The organism is Planococcus sp. 11815 (assembly GCF_051096385.1).
Taxonomy (GTDB): Bacteria; Bacillota; Bacilli; order Bacillales_A; family Planococcaceae; genus Planococcus; species Planococcus citreus.
Genome location: NZ_CP096991.1, coordinates 221,000 through 238,022, shown reverse-complemented (window position 1 = coordinate 238,022; position 17,023 = coordinate 221,000). Strand labels below are relative to the sequence as shown.

Below are 17,023 nucleotides of genomic sequence, written 5' to 3'. Positions count from 1 at the left end.
CCTGCTTTCCTTCAATTAATAATGTTCATGGACCGATAGCATCGCTGCGTGCAACCGGAGCATCGCTTTTGAATGCAATTGCGACACTCTGGAAACGCTGAGCCCGAGAATCTCTGCGATTTCAGTCAGCTTCATTTCTTCAAAATAACATAAAGAAACCGTCAATTTCTCTTTTTCCGGCAATGTGGCAATGGCTTTGGCCAACGCCTCTTTGGTCATCTGTCCAGCCAGCTCGCGTTCCGGCGAACCGATAGTGGCGCGCGGCATGCGCTCTTCCAAATTCGACTGGTCATCATCCATCGACAGCATTGCCGATAAGGCAGCTTCTGAGACGGCGCGGTTCAATTCTGCCGGGGTCATCCCCAAGTACTCGCTCACTTCTTGGTCACTGGCACTTTCGCCTTTCTGTTGTTCCAGTTCGGCGTATGCTTTTTCGATTTTTTTCACTTTGTCCCGCAAGGAACGCGGCAGCCAGTCGCTTTTCCGGAGGCCATCGATGATTGCGCCTTTGATCCGCCAAGCGGCATAGGTTTCGAACTTCCAGTCTTTCTCCGGCTTGAATTTATCGAGTGCGTCCAGCAAGCCTTCATAGGCGTAGCTTCGGACTTCGTCTTTGTCGACGGTTTTCGGCAGGCTGATAAGAAAGCGTTGAATCACATAATCCACCAAGGGCAAATACTTCGCGACTAAATAATCGCCGGCATCCTGGTCCCTGTTCTGCTGCCAGTTGCCCCATTGCGCTAGTTCTGTATTCGACAATTTCTGATTTACCAAGCTGTCCACCCCACTTCCGCTATGCCTTTATTTGAAGAATAATTTCATGACGAATCCACGAAGCCCGATCTTGAACGGCGACGGCAACTCCAGATACGCCGCTGCGAGCGTGCGCATCGCTTTGCTCGCCGAACTGCTCGGATGCGCCAACAGAAACGGCTCCTGCTTTTTCACCGCTTGTGGCACATGGAGATCTGATGGCAAGATACCGAGCGTCCGGATGTCTTTATCCAGGAAGCGCTGTGCAACTTCCGCGAAGTTTTCGGCTGTCTGCCGCCCTTCTTTGCCGTCGGTGCATTGATTGACAACGAGCCGGATGGCCAGGTCCGAGTCTTTGGCGTGCATCATCTTGACGACCGAATAGGCATCGGTGACCGAGGTCGGTTCAGGCGTCGTGACCAAAAGCACTTCATCGGCCGCGAGCAGAAAACGCATATTGTTCTCCGACAATCCCGCTCCCGTATCAAGCAGCACAAAATCCACTTTTCCTTGCAGGCTTCCGAGCTGTTCCATAAATCGCTTCATTTTTTCACTATCGAGTTCAAACAATCCCGAAAACCCTTGCCCGCCGGCAATCAATTGCAAACCGAGCGGGCCGTGCTCAATCACGTCTTCGATCGCCAATTGCTTGTCGAGCATGCCGGCGATCGTTTCGCGCGGCGCATGGCCGAACAAGATATCGATATTGGCGAATCCCAAGTCGACGTCGATGATCAGCACCGATTTCCCTTGTTCAATCAACGCAAGCGCAAAATTCAACGTAAAATTCGATTTGCCGACGCCGCCTTTGCCGCTTGTCACGGCCAGTACACGCGTATTGCGGATGCTGGGCTTCGTGTTCTTGCGGGACATCTTCTCCCTTAATTGAACGGCCTGGTCACGCATGGCGCAGCTCCCCTGCGATGTAATCAGCGATGCGCCCAGGCGTTGCCGCAACCAAATCATCCGGTACGTTTTGGCCGGTCGCGATACGGCGAAGCGGGATCCGGTAGCGGTGCAATAAATTGAGGATAACTCCGGCAGAAGCCGTTTCATCTTTTTTCGTCAATAACAGTTCATCGATCGACAACGATTCGAAATTGCCAATGATCTGGACCATGTCTTCGTATTTCGCCGTCAAGCTCAGCACCAAGGTCGTATGGATATGCTGCGTTTCCGGCAGCAGCTTCTGTAAATCTTCAATGTATTCGGCCTGCTGGTAGTTGCGCCCTGCGGTATCGATCAAAATGACGTCGCAGTCTTTTAAGGCATCAAGTGCTCCGGCCAGTTGTTCACGCGATTCGACCACTTCGACCGGCACATCCAGGATTTCGCCGTAAGTTTTCAATTGCGCCACGGCTGCAATACGATACGTATCGGCGGTGATCAAACCGACGGTGCGTTTATGTTCCAGCAATTGCTCAGCTGCCACTTTCGCGATCGTTGTCGTTTTGCCGACACCTGTTGGCCCGATAAAGCAGGCAATCGAAGGCGATTCATTTTTGATGGCCTGTTGATGCTGTTCAATAAAGCGGATGAGCTCCGCATGGAACGCCTCCTGCACCGGCGCTTCATTTTCTGATGCGTGCAGCAATTTGGCGAGCAGCTCTGTCTGGACTGCTTGTTCCACACCTTGCTTTTCCAGCAAGCTTCGCAAGGGACGCAATGATTCAGGCAGCCGATCTTCCGGCCCTTCGTGCATCATGAGCCGCTTCAAACTTTGCAGCTCTTCCATCAGCGCATCGTTTTCCTGGTTCTTTGCCGCCGGCGCTTCAGCCGCCACCGCTGGCCCTTTGACTGGTGCCACAGCTTTTGGTGCCGGTTGTTCCGCTGTTTCGGCTGCCGCGGTCACTTCCAGGCAGTCTTTTCGGAACAAGCCGAACAAGCCGCCGGTCTTCACTTTTTTCGTATTGAGGATCAGGGCATCATTGCCCAAATCCCTTTTGATGAGCACCATGGCTTCAGGCATCGTAGCGACTCGGTAAGTTTTTAATCTCATGGTATATTCACGACTCCAACACTTTGGATTTCAATTTCAGGCTCCAACTCGTTATAGGACAACACCGGCAGATCCGGCGCGAAGCGTTCCACGAACTGGCGCATATAGATGCGGATGGCAGGCGAAGTGAGCAGGATCGGCTGGACGCCGTTTTGTTGCAGCTGCCCTGCCTGTTCGGTGATTTTCTGGAAAATCGTCTGGGACGATTCCGGGTCGATCGATAGATAATTGCCTTGCTCGGTGCGGTGGACCGAATCGGCGAATTTCTTCTCCAAGCTCGCCCCGGCGGTAATCACTTTGAGTGATTCATTATCCGGCGCGTACTGGCGGGTAATCTGTCTTGCGAGTGCCTGGCGCACATATTCCGTCAATAGATCGGCGTCTTTTGTCTGCGGGGCATAGTCTGCCAAAGTCTCCAGCACCAGCAGCAAATTGCGGATCGATACTTTTTCCTTCAATAATTTCATGAGCACTTTCTGGACTTCGCCGATGCTCATCAAATTCGGGATTAATTCTTCGACGACGGCAGGAGAGGAATCACGGATGTTTTCAATCAACGATTTCACTTCCTGACGGCCGACGAGTTCATGCGCATGGCGTTTGATGACTTCCGTCAAATGGGTCGAGACGACAGACGGCGGATCAACGATGGCGTAGCCCGCCATCTCCGCTTCTTCTTTCATGTCTTCGTCCACCCATAATGCCGGCATGCCAAACGCAGGCTCGACTGTTTCGATGCCAAAGACATTCTCATCATCGACACCTGGGCTCATCGCAAGATAATGGTCGAGCATGATCTCACCGCGTGCCACCCGGTTGCCTTTGATCTTAATGACGTACTCATTCGGCTGCAATTGGATATTGTCACGGATGCGGATGACCGGAACCACGATGCCAAGTTCCATTGCACATTGACGGCGGATCATGATGACCCGGTCCAATAGATCCCCACCCTGATTCTTATCAGCGATCGGAATAAGACCATAGCCGAATTCGAATTCGATTGCGTCAACATGAAGCAGGTCGGTGACGCTTTCCGGACTCTTCAGATCGGCCGCTTCTTTTTCGCCCGGGTCGCTGTCTTTTTCGACTGCTTCCTCGTCGTTGAGCGTTTTTTGCATCCTAAAGGCGCTAAAGGCAATGACGCCAGCGACTGGCATAATTAGCAGCGGACTGATGGGTGTAAAAACTGCAAGCATCATCAGCGTTCCAGCGACGACGTACAGCATTTTTGGGAAAGCGAACAATTGACGGGTAATATCGGATCCGAGGTTGCCGTCCGATACGGCACGGGTGACAACAATCCCCATCGCCGTCGAAATCAACAGCGCAGGAATTTGGCTGACGAGCCCATCGCCGATCGATAGCAAGGTAAACAATTGCGCCGCTTCGCCGATCGGCAAGCCATGGACGACGACGCCGATCATCAAACCGCCGATGATATTGATGATGGTGATGATGATGCCGGCGATGGCATCGCCTTTAACGAATTTACTGGCACCGTCCATCGCGCCATAGAAATCGGCTTCCTGGCCGACTTTTTCGCGGCGCGTTTTCGCTTCGCGGTCAGAAATCATGCCGGCGCCTAGATCCGCATCGATGCTCATTTGTTTGCCTGGCATTGAATCGAGCGTGAACCGGGCTGCGACTTCTGCCACCCGCTCAGAACCTTTGGTGATGACAAGAAATTGGATGATGACCAAAATCAAGAACACCAAGATCCCGATGATGGCACTGCCGCCGACCACGAACGAGCCGAATGTTTCGATCACTTGCCCGCCGGTTTGATTGGTCAGAATCGAGCGTGTTGTCGAGACGTTCAAGCCGAGACGGAATAGGGTCGTCAGCAGGAGGAGCGTCGGAAAGATCGAGAACTGCAACGGTTCTTGCGTGTTCATCGCCACCAGGATGATGGTCAGCGCCAAGCTGATATTGATCATGATTAAAATATCCAATAACAGCGGCGGCAGCGGGATAACCATCATGATGACTATCATGATCACCGATACCAATATCGCATAATCTCTGAATTTCAAACTGCTTCCTCCTCTTTCGTGTTGCGGTTTGCTATGTATGTTGAAGTTAATTCCGGATATTCCTGGGAAAGCGTGTTTTCCGAAGCTTACCGCTCGCTTTCCGTGGGGCGGGAATCGAGCCTCCTCGTCACTGCGTTCCTGCGGGGTCTCTCAAACCCGCTAATCCACAGGAAAGATAAAGTCGAACTACGTGAGACCTTATCTTTGCGAAGTAATGCGCAGCATTATTGAGCAGAAGGTTTTACGAGCGGACGCTTCTCCAAACACTTTGAGCTCTTACTTATATTGGACACTTCATGAAGAAATCCAGTTCTTAATACTATAGAAGGCTATGAACTCATTCAGCGCTTTTGAACTGTTCTTACTTCATTCAGTTCAGTTTATATATACGTTATGAAAGCTTGCCCTTCAAAGCGTAGATATAGGCGAGAACTTCGGCGACGGCTAGGAATAATTCTTCGGGCACGGAATCGCCGATCGATACTTGTGCGTAGAGCGAGCGGGCGAGTGGCTTGTTTTCCATTGTCACGATGCCGAGCTCTTTCGCTTTTTCTTTGATTTTGAGCGCCGTAAAATCTTTCCCCATCGCAATGACTTTCGGCGCTTCCATCGTTTCGGCGTCGTATTGGATGGCGATCGCGTAATGGGTCGGGTTGGTGATGACGACGTCAGCATTCGGCAAATCCTGGATCATGCGGTTCATGCTCATTTGGCGTTGCTTTTCCTTGATCTTTTGCTTGATCAACGGGTCGCCTTCCGCTTTTTTGTATTCGTCTTTAATGTCTTGCTTGGACATCCGGATGCCTTTTTCGAACTCGTATTTCTGGTACATATAGTCGAGCGTTGATAAAGACAGTAAAATCAGTGCCGCAACCATGCCCATCTGGAAGACGAGGCCGCCAACAAGGCTTAGGGAGTCGCGCAGGCTTTGCCGCGACAGCGAGAAAATCTCTTCCTGCCCGAACCACAAGACGCCAAACGCCGCGCCACCGACAATCGCAATCTTCATCAATGATTTGGCCAGTTCCACAAGCGCACGAACCGAGAAAATCCGTTTGGCGCCTTTGATCGGATCGAGCCGCTCGAGCTTCGCTTTCAACGGTTCTGCCGTAAACAACGGTCCGACCTGCATGTAATTTCCGAGAAATCCGAAGACCACCCCGACCAGCATAATCGGCACAATGACCAAGAACGCATCCATGGCCAGTTGTTCGAACATGAGCCGGATCGTGTCTGGCGTGATATCCCAACTGATGTATTGGATATAATTGATGCGGTAAATGGCAAGCAATTGGTCGAGCATCCACTCTCCGAGAAAACTCAGGACGAGGATGCCGCCGAGCATGATAAGTGCGGCCGCTACTTCCTGGCTTTTGGCGACTTGGCCTTTTTTTCGTGATTCCTGGCGCTTTTGGGGCGTTGCCTTTTCGGTCTTTTCGCCGGCAAAAAACTGCAGGTCCAGGTTCAATGGATAGCGTTTCATCCTATACGCCTCCCAATAAGCTGATTAATTCACCCATGCTGACCATCATTTTTTCAAAGAGGACCTGCAGCAAATAAAAGAATACGGTCATCGTCAAAAGTAGCAGCACAAAGCCGACGAAAATCTTTAGCGGCAAGCCGACCGCAAAGATGTTCAATTGCGGTACGGCTTTCGTCAGAATTCCAAGTGCCACGTCGATCAAAAACAATGACGCAACGATCGGCAAGGAAATTTGGAAGGCGATGATGAACATTTCGATAAACAAATCGGTCATAAAACGCGCGATGGATTCCGCACCGACCGATAAAAACTCTTCTGCCGGCAGCGCGCGCAAGCTCTGCATCACGCCGTCGAGCATCATATGATGGCCGTTGACGGTCAAGAGGAACAACAGCGCGAGCGTGTATTTGAATTGCCCGATGATCGGCACTTGAGCACCCGTCTGCGGATCCAAGACATTGGCGATTGCAAAGCCCATCTGGAAATCGATGAACGCTCCGGCGATCTGTACCGCATAAAGCAGCAACGCGGCCGTAAAGCCAAGCGCCAAACCGACCGCCAATTCCTTGAAAATCAGCAAAGTGTAGCTGCCATCGAGCACCAATGCCGTTTCCGGAGCCCAAGCGGTGGTCGCCGTCAGCGCGAGAAAAGCGGCGATGCCGATTTTGAATTGATTGGGCACGCCCCTCATCGCAAACAGCGGCGCAATCAAAAAAAAAGCGGTAAGGCGGATGAGCACGAGCAGGAAGAACGGCAGCAGATTAAGAACATCATTCATCGGCGCTTATCCGATAAACCGTGGAAGCTGCTCGAACAAATCGCGCGTATAATCCAGGAGCATCGTCAGCATCCAGGGGCCGAAAATGACCAGCGACAGGAAAACCGCCAGTATTTTCGGGATGAATGCCAGAGTTTGCTCCTGGATTTGGGTCATGGCCTGGAATACGCTGACCAATAGCCCCACTCCCAGTGCGATGAGCAATAGCGGTGCTGATATGAGAATGATGAGGTAAATGGATTGTTCTGCTAGTTTGATGACCATATCCGGCGTCAAATAAATTCTTCCTCTCGCTAAAAGCTGACAAGCAGCGATTCGATGATTAAGTACCATCCATCCACCAGGACGAACAATAAGATTTTAAAAGGCAGTGAAATCATGACCGGCGGCAGCATCATCATCCCCATCGCCATCAAAGTCGATGCGACGACCATATCAATAATCAAAAATGGGATGAAAATGACGAAGCCGATCTGGAAGGCGGTCTTCAATTCACTGAGCGCGAATGCCGGGATCAGCGAAGTCAATGGAATGCCTTCGATGCCGTCCGGCTTTTCCAGTTCGGCGTATTTGAAGAACAACGCCAAATCTTTTTCACGTGTATGCTGCGCCATGAATTCCTTGATCGGCAAGATGGCGGCATCGAGCGCTTCTTCCTGGTTCAGTTCTTCGTCCAAATACGGCTGGAGCGCGGTATCATTCATTTCCGTCGCAACCGGCGCCATGATGAAAAAGGTTAAAAATAAAGCCAATCCGACCAGCACCTGGTTCGGCGGCATCGATTGCGTCCCGAGCCCTGTCCTCACGAAACTCAAGACGATGATGATGCGCGTGAAACTCGTCATCATGATCAGGATGCCCGGTGCGAGCGACAACACAGTTAGCATCAATAATAATTGCAAAGTCGTCGAAACATCTCCGGGATCGGTATTATCGAGTGAGATGCCGGGAATGGCCAATAATAATTCTGGGATCATCGCTGGTCCTCCCCGTCATCCGTGCGCTTTTCGCCGAAAGACAAGCGCCGTTCTTTTTGCTTGTCCAAACTGCGGGCGAAGTATTGCTCGAAATTCGTGAACGGCGCTTTCGCTTTGCCGCCGTTGCCGAACAACGCGGATGCAGCTGGACGCTGTTGATCCAAGTCTTGTTCTAAAGCGGCAATCTCGGCTTCTCCCGAAAATTCCTTGATGAGCGTCACTTCGTTGCCCACGCCAATCAAGTAAAATTGGCCTCCGACTTTGACCAGCTGCAGTGATTTGTTCTGGCCGAGCGGCGAGCCGTCCATCAACTGGACCGCACGCTGCGACTGCACCCCTTTTTGGCGCATGGCCAAAAATTTGATGAGCCCGTAAATCAATCCGGCGATTAGCAAGGTATAGAAAATCAATTGCCCGATGATCGCAGCGAAACTTTTCTCTTCAATCTCCGGCACCGCTTCCGCTTCTGCCGGTTCCGTTTCGCTTGCCGGGTCTTCTTTCAGCCAATCGGCTACATTTCCCGTATCCGCAGACGCCATTGCCGGTGCAGCAAGCCAAAGGGCAGCGAGCGTTATGAGTAGTAAAATCCATTGTCTGTAATTCACACTTGCCGTACTCCTTCGCCTTGCATCAACGCAATTTGGAAATGCGCTCTGCCGTACTTAAAATATCAGTCACCCGCACGCCGAAGTTTTCGTCGATGACGACCACTTCGCCGACAGCTATCAGTTTGTTGTTAATAAGGATGTCCACTGGCTCTCCTGCCAGTTTGTCGAGTTCGACAATCGACCCTTGCGACATCTCGAGGATTTCCTTGACCATCCGCTTCGTACGGCCAAGTTCCACCGTCACTTGCAACGGAATGTCCAAGAGCATGTCGAGGTTGTTCGGCGCCGATTGTTCAGCGGCGATCTCATCAAAGCTCGAGAATTGGACGGACTGGACGTTCGGCCCGTTAGCATCCGCCGGCTGTGAAGTTTTTTCTGGTTGTTGCTGTTCATTTGATGACATATCCTGTGTCTCCTTCGTTTCTTCCGCTTGCTCGCAGCCTGCCAGCTCTTCGGCCAATTCTCGGCACGGCCCGGCTGGCAAATACATGCGGAACGCTACATTTTGGCGGTCGCCGACAGTCAGCGTAAACAGCGCTTCAGCAAACCATTGCTCTTTCGTGAAATGAGTGAACGGAAACTTCTGACCTGCCTCCAGAATGTCCATGCCCGATAAGGAATAGCCGATCTCTTGGCCGCTCACCATCGACAAAGCTGCCGCTGATGACCCGAACAGGCGCATGAGCATATCCTGGACTGCCGCGAACAGCTTGTCGCTGTCCGTTTCACCTGACAGCTCCGAAGCCACCGCATCCGCCTCTGCTTGGTCGAGCGTGACGATCTGCGGCATTTTCAACAAGCCGCTATATTCACCGAGCGCGACGTAGACCGGCGTCTCGGTTTCAGCAAACAGCTCATCCTTGCTCTTTACGCTCCAAACCGGCCCTTGAATGGCTGCCGTTTCCGGAAACAGTGGGTCGCGAAGTGCAGCAGTGCCGCCGAACGCTGTACAGAACAACTCTTTCAGTACGCTAAGTTCGTGGCTCCCCAAAGTTTCCTCTGGGACCGTGTTGTCTGTTTTATTCAGCAGCCCTTTCATCTCTTCAGGCGATAGGCGCTCATCCTTCATCGCAAACTTCCCCTTCCACACACAAGCCTGTAATTTGTACCGCCAAGCGGCCTTTTGAAATTCCCGGCTGTGCGAGGAATTTCTGTTTCTGATCGATATACAGTTTTACCGGCGCATCAATTGATTCATCTAAGCGAAGAATATCGCCTTTCTTCAGGTCCAGGAAATCCTTGATATCGATTGCTACTTCACCCAGCACTGCCGCTACGTCCATCTTCGTTGCGTGGAGTCGCCTTTCGAGCACTTCCACTTCCTCATGCTCGACCGCTTTTTTCTGGCTTGCCAGCCAATGGCGTGCAGATAATTTCGGCAAGACCTGTTCTAGCACCAAATGCGGCAGGCATAACTGAATCTCGCCTTCCGTTTCGCCAATCTTCGCCTGTAATTTAACGATAATGACCGTTTCATTCGGCGAAGCCATCGGCAAGAATTGCGGATTCACTTCCACTTCCTTTAATTCGGGTGTTAGCTCAATAACCGATGTCCAAGCTTCCTGAAAGCAACCCAGAGACTGGGCAAAGATCCGGTTGATGACACTGATTTCGATTTCGGTCAAATCACTCGGCTTTTGCACCACATTTCCTTGACCGCCGAGCAAGCGGTCGAACATGACGTATGCCACTTCCGGCGAAAACTTCATCACCATGCTGCCGTTGAGCGGAGGCGCTTCAAATACGCCGAGAATCGATTTTTTCTCAATATTCTCGAGGAAATCTGTGTAGGCTACTTGCTCGACTTTTTCAGCGGTAATTTGCACATAGGTGCGCAATTGTGTCGAAAAATAGGAAGTCAACAGACGCGCAAAATTCTCATGGATGCGGGATAGTGTCCGAATCTGGTCTTGTGAAAAACGCAAGGCCTTCTTGAAATCATAGGTATGAATTTTTTTGCTGCTCGAGGCTTCTGTGTTGAGGCCTGAAAAATTTGTTTCCATACTGACTCTCCTTACTCTTCCATGGGTGCATCGTGCAATTTCGGCAGAATGTTGATGTCGCGGTAATAAGCTGAGACCAAGTCAATCACTGTCTGTACCGGCTCCAACACATGTACTTTTCTTCCTGTAGTAAGTGTAACAACCGTGTCCGGCATGGCTTCAATGCGTTCAATATAAACCGCATTCAAGACAATTTCAGAACGGTTCAGCCTTGTTAAGCGAATCATTCCGCATCACTCCGTTCGGCTGGATTTATCATCGTTTCAAGTTCACGACTTCCTGAAGCAGTTCATCGGAAGTGGTGATGGTCCGTGAATTCGCCTGGAAACCGCGCTGCGCGATAATCATTTCCGTGAACTCTTCCGTAAGGTCAACGTTGGACATTTCAAGAAGGCCGGACCCGATTTGGGAATTGATAGCTCCTGCATCTGAAATAGCATCGTTCTCAATAGCCTCTTGGTTACCGAGTTTGTACATCGAGCCGCCGACTTTTTCGAGACTAGTCGGGTTGTCCACTGAAAACATACCAATTTGAATCGCATTTTCTGCGCCTTCTTGCATAATATTCCCCAGTCTATCAATACTGAAATTGCTACCTTGAGGAGTAATTTGCACGGCCTCTCCATCTGTATCTAGCACATTATAGCCTTGAGCCGTTATTAAATATCCTTCCGAATCCAAGGTAAAGCTGCCAGCCCGTGTTAAATAACGTTCGTTTTCATCTTCCGGTGATTGAACAATGAAAAACCCATCGCCCATGATCGTTAAATCCGTCGATACTCCAGTTGAAATGGCAGACCCCGGATTATGATTAACATTGAGAGAAGCTGCGCTAGATCCTAGACCGACTTGCATTGGATTGGCACCGCTCGTTGATACTGTCTGGCTAAGCAAATCTTGGAACTGGATCGAACTTTTCTTGAAACCGATTGTGTTGACGTTGGAGATATTATTACCGATCACATCCAATTTCACCTGGAAGTTTTTCATGCCTGCTACACCTGAGTACATAGAACGCAACATTTTTCATTTCCCCTTTCAGCTGGCTGCAAGTTTAGGCTTGCTCGGCCGCCTGTTCGTTTTTGATTTCGCCTTGCTGTTCGATCCGTTCAATGGCAGACAATGGAATCTTCGTTTCTTCGCCTTCCAGCTCGACCATGATCTCGCCGTTCTTCATCGTGACTGCTTTGACAATGCCGGTTCCCGCTTGTTCATTGGCCGACCAGCTGATTTCGGTCCCAAGCAAATGAGCAGAACCCGCAAGAGATGCGCTTCCGCCTTCTCCAGCGTAGCCTGTCATCGTCTTATTCAATTGCGTCAACTGCTCGAGGCTGCTGAACTGTGCCATCTGCCCAATGAATTCTGCATCTTTTTGCGGTTCCATCGGATCCTGGTATTTCAACTGGGCAATCAGGATTTTCAGGAAAGCATCTTGCCCGAGTGCATCCGGCTTTGTTTTTTCTGCAGCTGACGCCGGCTGATTCGCCGCCGTCGTTGCTGTGGTGATATTCATCCAATCAGTCCCCTTTGTTAAACGCTGTAATCCACTTGGCCATTCATTGAAACAGCTTCACGCTGGCGCTTCGGCGCTATCTCGGCATCATCCGAAATGGCTTCTCCGCCGCTTCCGCTACCCCGGCTAGCGCTATTTCCAGACGCATCTGCGAAAGGCGATTCCCGCTGCCGTTCGTGCTGTTGGAATTCGGATGAACTGCGCTCTTCCCGCACTTCCAAGCGATCGATCTCCACACCTTGTTGAGACAGTGACATGCGCAATTGATTTAATTGAAACTCGACTGCTTCTTTTGCTGCGCCGTGGCTCGCGATGATTTGCGCGCTGACTTTGCCGCCTGCCGTACTCACCAAAATCTCCAGATGGCCGAGGTGCTCAGGAAAAATATTGATGCGCAAGCGCGTTTCATTTCCACCGGCGCTCAAGCGAGCGGGTGAACTGATCCATTCTGCGAGTGTTTCTGAAAGCTTCTGCACCGGCACTTGTCGAACCGGGACATCCACTGGCTTTTGATCAGCAATTGCTGCCGGAATCATGGCGGCCTGCGTCTGTCCTTCTGTCTTCACAGGAGCTGCGGGCTGAACCGCTTCCGCTTTTGGAACCACTTCACCTTCTACAGGCACCGCTTTCGCAGCTTGCGTGTCAGGCGCTTGCTGTTCAACCGCACTGTTAGCTTGAGTGCTGTCCTTCGACAGCGCGTGCAGCCATGCGGCAGGCATCTGTGCAAATGGCAAGCGCGCTTCCGTTTTAATCGGCGTGAGTTCTTTCAATAACAGCAGCTTTTCTGAAGGAAGCGTTTCTTCTTTCAGCTGCGCAGCCAACTCGAGGAGCGGACGCAGCGCTTCTTCCGGCGCCGCTTCGGCTGAGGCAATTTCTTTTTCCGCGACCCCCGAAAATCCCGCGGGTTGTGCGAATTCTTTAGCAGTCAGCAATAAGGATTTTATTTGTTTTACCAGTGCAGCCAATTCACCCTGCACCTCTACGTCGGAACTAAAGGCTTCGATGGCTTGCTGCAACTGTTCCCCGTTCGCATCTGCGAGCAATTGGAACACCGCATATTGCAAAGCTTGCTGCTCTTCGGTCAATTGCTCTTTAGGCATGCCCGATAATTGTTCGAGGAGCGCGGTGAGTTCTTTCATCGGCAATTCTTCTGATGCGATTTCAGGCTCCGCTATCGACTGCGCCGGTTCTCCCGATAGCGCCACGAGCAATTGCCCAAACTGTCCTGCGGGCTCATTGCTTGCCGGCGTTTTCACTGCACCTGCTGATACAGCGGGCCGGCTGGTTAACGCAGACACCAGCGCGTTCACTGTGCGTCACCGGTTCTGCCGAGGCGGTAATAGCGGCTGCCGGCCAGGTCATCGAAAAAGTTCTGCTCGACCGCTTGGTGTTCTTTCTGGTGGGCAGCATAGTTTTGCTCTTTTAAATTGCCCCAGGTTTTTTCTTCACGCGCTTTTTCTTTTAAGGCATCTTGGCTTCTCGAGACAATGCGTTCGTGCGTCGCAACTTCGCGGTTCGCCATGGACGATTGCTCATAAAGCTGGTGGATATATTCTTCTAGCATGCGCAGCTCGGAGATCGGGATGCCTTTTTGCTCTTTGGCTTTTTTCATTTCTTCCGCCTGGGCGATCTTGCTGTGCAGCGCTTCACTTTGTTCACGGACGGCCTGCTCTTTTTTTAGTGCTTCGGCCATCTCCACTTGTGCCAGCTGCGTTTCGTTTTCTTTCAGGTCGAGAATTTTCTGGAATCGGAAATTGAATCGTGTCACGTTTCAGCACCTCCAAATTGTTGTGCGAGCCGGTCGACGCTTTCCGCCAATTCGGCCTTCTCGTATATATCTTGCTGTAGGTAATTCCGTATTAACGGGTATGCGCGGATCGCTTCATCGATTTCTTTATTGGCGCCGCTTTTATAGGCCCCGATATTGATCAAGTCTTCTGCGGAATCGTGAGCTGCGAGCAATCGCTTCAATTCAGTCGCCGCTCTTTGATGGTCGCGCGTCGTCACTTCATTCATGATGCGGCTCACGCTGGCCATGATATTGATCGCGGGGAATTGCCCTTTTTGCGCCAATTTGCGGTCCAAAACGATGTGGCCGTCCAAGATTCCGCGCACCGCATCAGCGATCGGTTCGTTCATATCATCGCCATCGACCAAGACGGTGTAGAATGCCGTAATCGATCCTTTCGACGAGGTGCCGGAGCGCTCGAGTAAGCGCGGCAATAACGCGAAGACGCTCGGCGTATAGCCTTTGCTGGTCGGCGGTTCACCGACCGCCAGCCCCACTTCGCGCTGCGCCATGGCAAAACGGGTCACGGAATCCATCATCAACATGACGTTTTTCCCCTGGTCGCGGAAATACTCCGCTATCGCCGTAGCCGTCAAAGCGCCTTTGATGCGTTGCATCGGTGTCTGATCAGAGGTGGCAGCGACGACGACCGAGTTTTTCAATCCTTCCGGCCCGAGATCGCGTTCGATAAAGTCACGCACTTCCCGGCCACGCTCGCCAATCAGCGCGATGACGTTGACATCGGCTTCGGTGTTGCGGGCGATCATGCCCATGAGCGTACTTTTTCCGACGCCGCTTCCCGCGAACACGCCGATGCGCTGGCCTTGCCCGACCGTCAGCAAACCGTCGATCGCACGCACGCCCACTTCTAAGGGTTTGTCGATGCGCGGCCTTTTCAGCGGGTTCGGCGGCGTGTTGGTCGTAGAATATTTCTTCAAGCCTTTCGGCAATTTATTGTCATCCAATGGCTTACCCGTGCCATCGAGGATTTTTCCAAGAATGGCTGGGCCGACACGGATCTGCAATGGTACGCCTGTTGCCACGACGAGGCAGCCTGGACCGACTTGCGCCAAATCGCGCAATGGCATGAGCATGATTTTGTTTTCCTTGAAGCCGACGACTTCCGCTTCAATCGGCGGGTCAAAACGGCTTGGATAAAGTAAGCACAACTCGCCGAGCTTGGCGTTTGGGCCTTGTGCTTCAATGGTCAAGCCAATCACTTGGACGACTTTTCCGTGTTTTCTCACCGGCTCGATTTCTTCCAGCAGCGTCAAATATTCGCTATCTATCAGCTTCATCATTGGATTTCTCCTCACAATAAACGAGCAATTGCTTTTTGATTTCGTTCAGTTGGCTATCGAGTGTCGCATCAAACGAACCGTTTTTCGTATGAATCGTACACCCCGAAGGCGTTTGCCCTGCGACTGGCATCAGTTTGAGTTCTGCGCCTGCCCGGATATAGCTTTTCAGCTCGTCTTCAAACGGCAGCATTGCCGGATAGTCTTCGAGTGCCACATGGATGGCGACTTCTTCCGTATCGTCCGCTTGCCGAAGCGCGTGGCGGATGATCGACAAGAGCTGCACATCGTCTTGCACCAATTCGTTGCGGATGATTTTCCGCGCGATTTCGGTGCTGAGCGATAGCAAGAACGGTTCCGATTCCCGGATGATGCGGCGCTGTTCTTCGTAAGCCGCAGCGATCAAGCTTTCCATCAGCTCGCGCTTTTGGAGAAAATCCGCTTCGGCTTGAGCGAGCCCTTGAGTGAAGCCTTCTTGAAATCCAGCTTCCGCGGCAGCTTGCCCCTGTTGCTCCGCTTGTTCTAGCGCTTGCTGCTGTTGAGTTTCACGCCATTCGGCCATTTCTGCGTATGCTTGTTGCTGTTCTTCGGCCAATTGTTTTCTCAGCGTGTCCAATTGCTGCTCCAAACCGCTGACTTCTTCTTTTAAACGTACACCGTGCTGTTCGACGTCTGAATCCGCTTGAGCTTCGAACGGCCGGCGGGTTTCCACTTTGCGTAATCCGATGATTTTTGTGCCGCTTTGTTCGGTGCTGCGGATGATATTAGACAATCAGTTCATCTCCCTCTTCCCGGGAAACGGTGATTTCGCCTTCTTCTTCAAGCTTGCGGATCAGCGCTACGATTTCAGTCTGCGCATTTTCCACATCCTTCAGTTTCACAGGCCCCATCACTTCTATCTCTTCTCTAATCAGTTCTGAGCGTCTTGAAGACATGTTTCTAAATATGCTTTCCTTAACTTCATCACTTGCTGCCTTCAATGCCAGGCTTAATTCCACATCGCTCACTTCGCGAATAACCCGCTGGATTGAACGCACGTCCAATTTAACCAGGTCTTCGAAGACAAACATAAGTTTTTTGATTTCCGCGACAAGCTCTGGGCTGCCGCTTTCAAGTTCAGACAAAATGGCTTTTTCTGTACTCCGGTCGACTTGGTTGAGGACGCGGACAATCGCTTCCACCCCACCGGTCACTGCGTAATCCTGGACACCGTTCACAGAAGATAGTTTCCGCTCCAAAATTTGTTCCACTTGCTGGATAACATCGGGTGACGTACTTTCCATTAACGCAATTCGTTTTGCTACTTCCGCCCGCTGCTCAACCGGCAACTGCGAGAGGATTTGCGAAGATTGCTTTGGATCAAGATAAGACAACACCAATGCAATCGTCTGTGCCTGTTCGTTCTGCAACACGGTCACAAGCCGGGCCGGATCCAAGCGCCTCGCGAAATTGAACGGCTTGACTTGAAGCCGATTTGACAGGCGGCCGATCGTGTCGATGGCCTTTTCTTTGCCGAGCGCTTTTTCGAGAACTTCCCGCGCGTAGCTGAGCCCGCCTTCGTTCATATAATCCTGCGCCAGGACCATTTCATAAAATTCGTTGATCACTTTTTCTGTCTGGCTGTTCTTCAATTGGCGCACATTGGAAATTTCCATCGTCAATTGGTCGATTTCCCTTTCAGATAAGCGCTTGAATACTTCGACGGAAACGTCAGGACCCATACCTACAAGCAATACGGCGACTTTTTGGATTCCCGTCAATTCTTTAATGCGTTCTACCATTCAAT

General features: G+C 51.4%; 19 protein-coding genes. All 19 read right to left on the bottom strand.

What is annotated here, in order from left to right:
* Nucleotides 1–15 precede the first annotated feature (15 nt).
* Nucleotides 16–774, bottom strand: a complete 759-nt coding sequence (locus M1Q06_RS01300) for a FliA/WhiG family RNA polymerase sigma factor (protein WP_404336001.1) — start codon at nucleotides 772–774, stop codon at nucleotides 16–18.
* A gap of 27 nt (nucleotides 775–801) precedes the next feature.
* Nucleotides 802–1,659, bottom strand: coding sequence for a MinD/ParA family protein (locus M1Q06_RS01295; RefSeq protein ID WP_404335999.1), 858 nt, complete (start codon nucleotides 1,657–1,659; stop codon nucleotides 802–804).
* A complete protein-coding gene (flhF, locus tag M1Q06_RS01290; RefSeq protein WP_404335997.1) occupies nucleotides 1,652–2,752 on the bottom strand; it encodes a flagellar biosynthesis protein FlhF in 1,101 nt (366 codons plus the stop codon). Before flhF ends, M1Q06_RS01295 begins: the two co-directional genes overlap by 8 nt.
* Complete coding sequence (flhA, locus tag M1Q06_RS01285; protein ID WP_404335995.1) at nucleotides 2,749–4,788, bottom strand: flagellar biosynthesis protein FlhA; 2,040 nt, start codon at nucleotides 4,786–4,788, stop codon at nucleotides 2,749–2,751. Before flhA ends, flhF begins: the two co-directional genes overlap by 4 nt.
* 391 nt (nucleotides 4,789–5,179) lie before the next feature.
* Nucleotides 5,180–6,271 (bottom strand): flagellar biosynthesis protein FlhB, encoded by a 1,092-nt coding sequence (gene flhB / locus M1Q06_RS01280; protein ID WP_434401075.1) that lies wholly within the window; start codon nucleotides 6,269–6,271, stop codon nucleotides 5,180–5,182.
* 1 nt (nucleotide 6,272) lies between these two features.
* Nucleotides 6,273–7,049, bottom strand: coding sequence for a flagellar biosynthetic protein FliR (gene fliR / locus M1Q06_RS01275; protein WP_434401073.1), 777 nt, complete (start codon nucleotides 7,047–7,049; stop codon nucleotides 6,273–6,275).
* A gap of 6 nt (nucleotides 7,050–7,055) precedes the next feature.
* Entirely contained in the window at nucleotides 7,056–7,325 is a 270-nt protein-coding gene (fliQ, locus tag M1Q06_RS01270; protein WP_058382069.1) for a flagellar biosynthesis protein FliQ, read from the bottom strand.
* A gap of 17 nt (nucleotides 7,326–7,342) precedes the next feature.
* Entirely contained in the window at nucleotides 7,343–8,026 is a 684-nt protein-coding gene (gene fliP / locus M1Q06_RS01265) for a flagellar type III secretion system pore protein FliP (RefSeq protein ID WP_058382070.1), read from the bottom strand.
* Nucleotides 8,023–8,631, bottom strand: coding sequence for a flagellar biosynthetic protein FliO (locus M1Q06_RS01260; protein ID WP_434401070.1), 609 nt, complete (start codon nucleotides 8,629–8,631; stop codon nucleotides 8,023–8,025). Before M1Q06_RS01260 ends, fliP begins: the two co-directional genes overlap by 4 nt.
* A 25-nt stretch (nucleotides 8,632–8,656) precedes the next feature.
* Nucleotides 8,657–9,703, bottom strand: coding sequence for a flagellar motor switch protein FliN (gene fliN / locus M1Q06_RS01255; protein ID WP_434401068.1), 1,047 nt, complete (start codon nucleotides 9,701–9,703; stop codon nucleotides 8,657–8,659).
* Nucleotides 9,693–10,637, bottom strand: a complete 945-nt coding sequence (fliM, locus tag M1Q06_RS01250) for a flagellar motor switch protein FliM (protein WP_434401067.1) — start codon at nucleotides 10,635–10,637, stop codon at nucleotides 9,693–9,695. Before fliM ends, fliN begins: the two co-directional genes overlap by 11 nt.
* A gap of 11 nt (nucleotides 10,638–10,648) precedes the next feature.
* Nucleotides 10,649–10,864: a flagellar FlbD family protein gene (locus M1Q06_RS01245; protein ID WP_434401066.1), complete on the bottom strand. Its 216-nt coding sequence runs from the start codon at nucleotides 10,862–10,864 to the stop codon at nucleotides 10,649–10,651.
* A gap of 28 nt (nucleotides 10,865–10,892) precedes the next feature.
* Nucleotides 10,893–11,660, bottom strand: coding sequence for a flagellar basal-body rod protein FlgF (gene flgF, locus M1Q06_RS01240; protein ID WP_434401065.1), 768 nt, complete (start codon nucleotides 11,658–11,660; stop codon nucleotides 10,893–10,895).
* A gap of 31 nt (nucleotides 11,661–11,691) precedes the next feature.
* Nucleotides 11,692–12,150 carry a flagellar hook capping FlgD N-terminal domain-containing protein gene (locus tag M1Q06_RS01235; RefSeq protein ID WP_434401063.1) on the bottom strand — a complete coding sequence of 153 codons (459 nt, stop codon included), beginning with the start codon at nucleotides 12,148–12,150 and terminating at the stop codon, nucleotides 11,692–11,694.
* A gap of 17 nt (nucleotides 12,151–12,167) precedes the next feature.
* A complete protein-coding gene (locus M1Q06_RS01230; RefSeq protein ID WP_434401062.1) occupies nucleotides 12,168–13,460 on the bottom strand; it encodes a flagellar hook-length control protein FliK in 1,293 nt (430 codons plus the stop codon).
* On the bottom strand, nucleotides 13,457–13,918 hold the full coding sequence (gene fliJ, locus M1Q06_RS01225) for a flagellar export protein FliJ (RefSeq protein WP_434401061.1): 462 nt from the start codon (nucleotides 13,916–13,918) through the stop codon (nucleotides 13,457–13,459). Before fliJ ends, M1Q06_RS01230 begins: the two co-directional genes overlap by 4 nt.
* Complete coding sequence (gene fliI, locus M1Q06_RS01220) at nucleotides 13,915–15,237, bottom strand: flagellar protein export ATPase FliI (RefSeq protein ID WP_121300982.1); 1,323 nt, start codon at nucleotides 15,235–15,237, stop codon at nucleotides 13,915–13,917. The genes fliJ and fliI overlap by 4 nt, the downstream gene beginning before the upstream one ends.
* A complete protein-coding gene (locus M1Q06_RS01215; protein WP_434401059.1) occupies nucleotides 15,221–16,009 on the bottom strand; it encodes a FliH/SctL family protein in 789 nt (262 codons plus the stop codon). Before M1Q06_RS01215 ends, fliI begins: the two co-directional genes overlap by 17 nt.
* Nucleotides 16,002–17,018, bottom strand: a complete 1,017-nt coding sequence (gene fliG, locus M1Q06_RS01210) for a flagellar motor switch protein FliG (RefSeq protein ID WP_121300692.1) — start codon at nucleotides 17,016–17,018, stop codon at nucleotides 16,002–16,004. The genes M1Q06_RS01215 and fliG overlap by 8 nt, the downstream gene beginning before the upstream one ends.
* Nucleotides 17,019–17,023 lie beyond the last annotated feature (5 nt).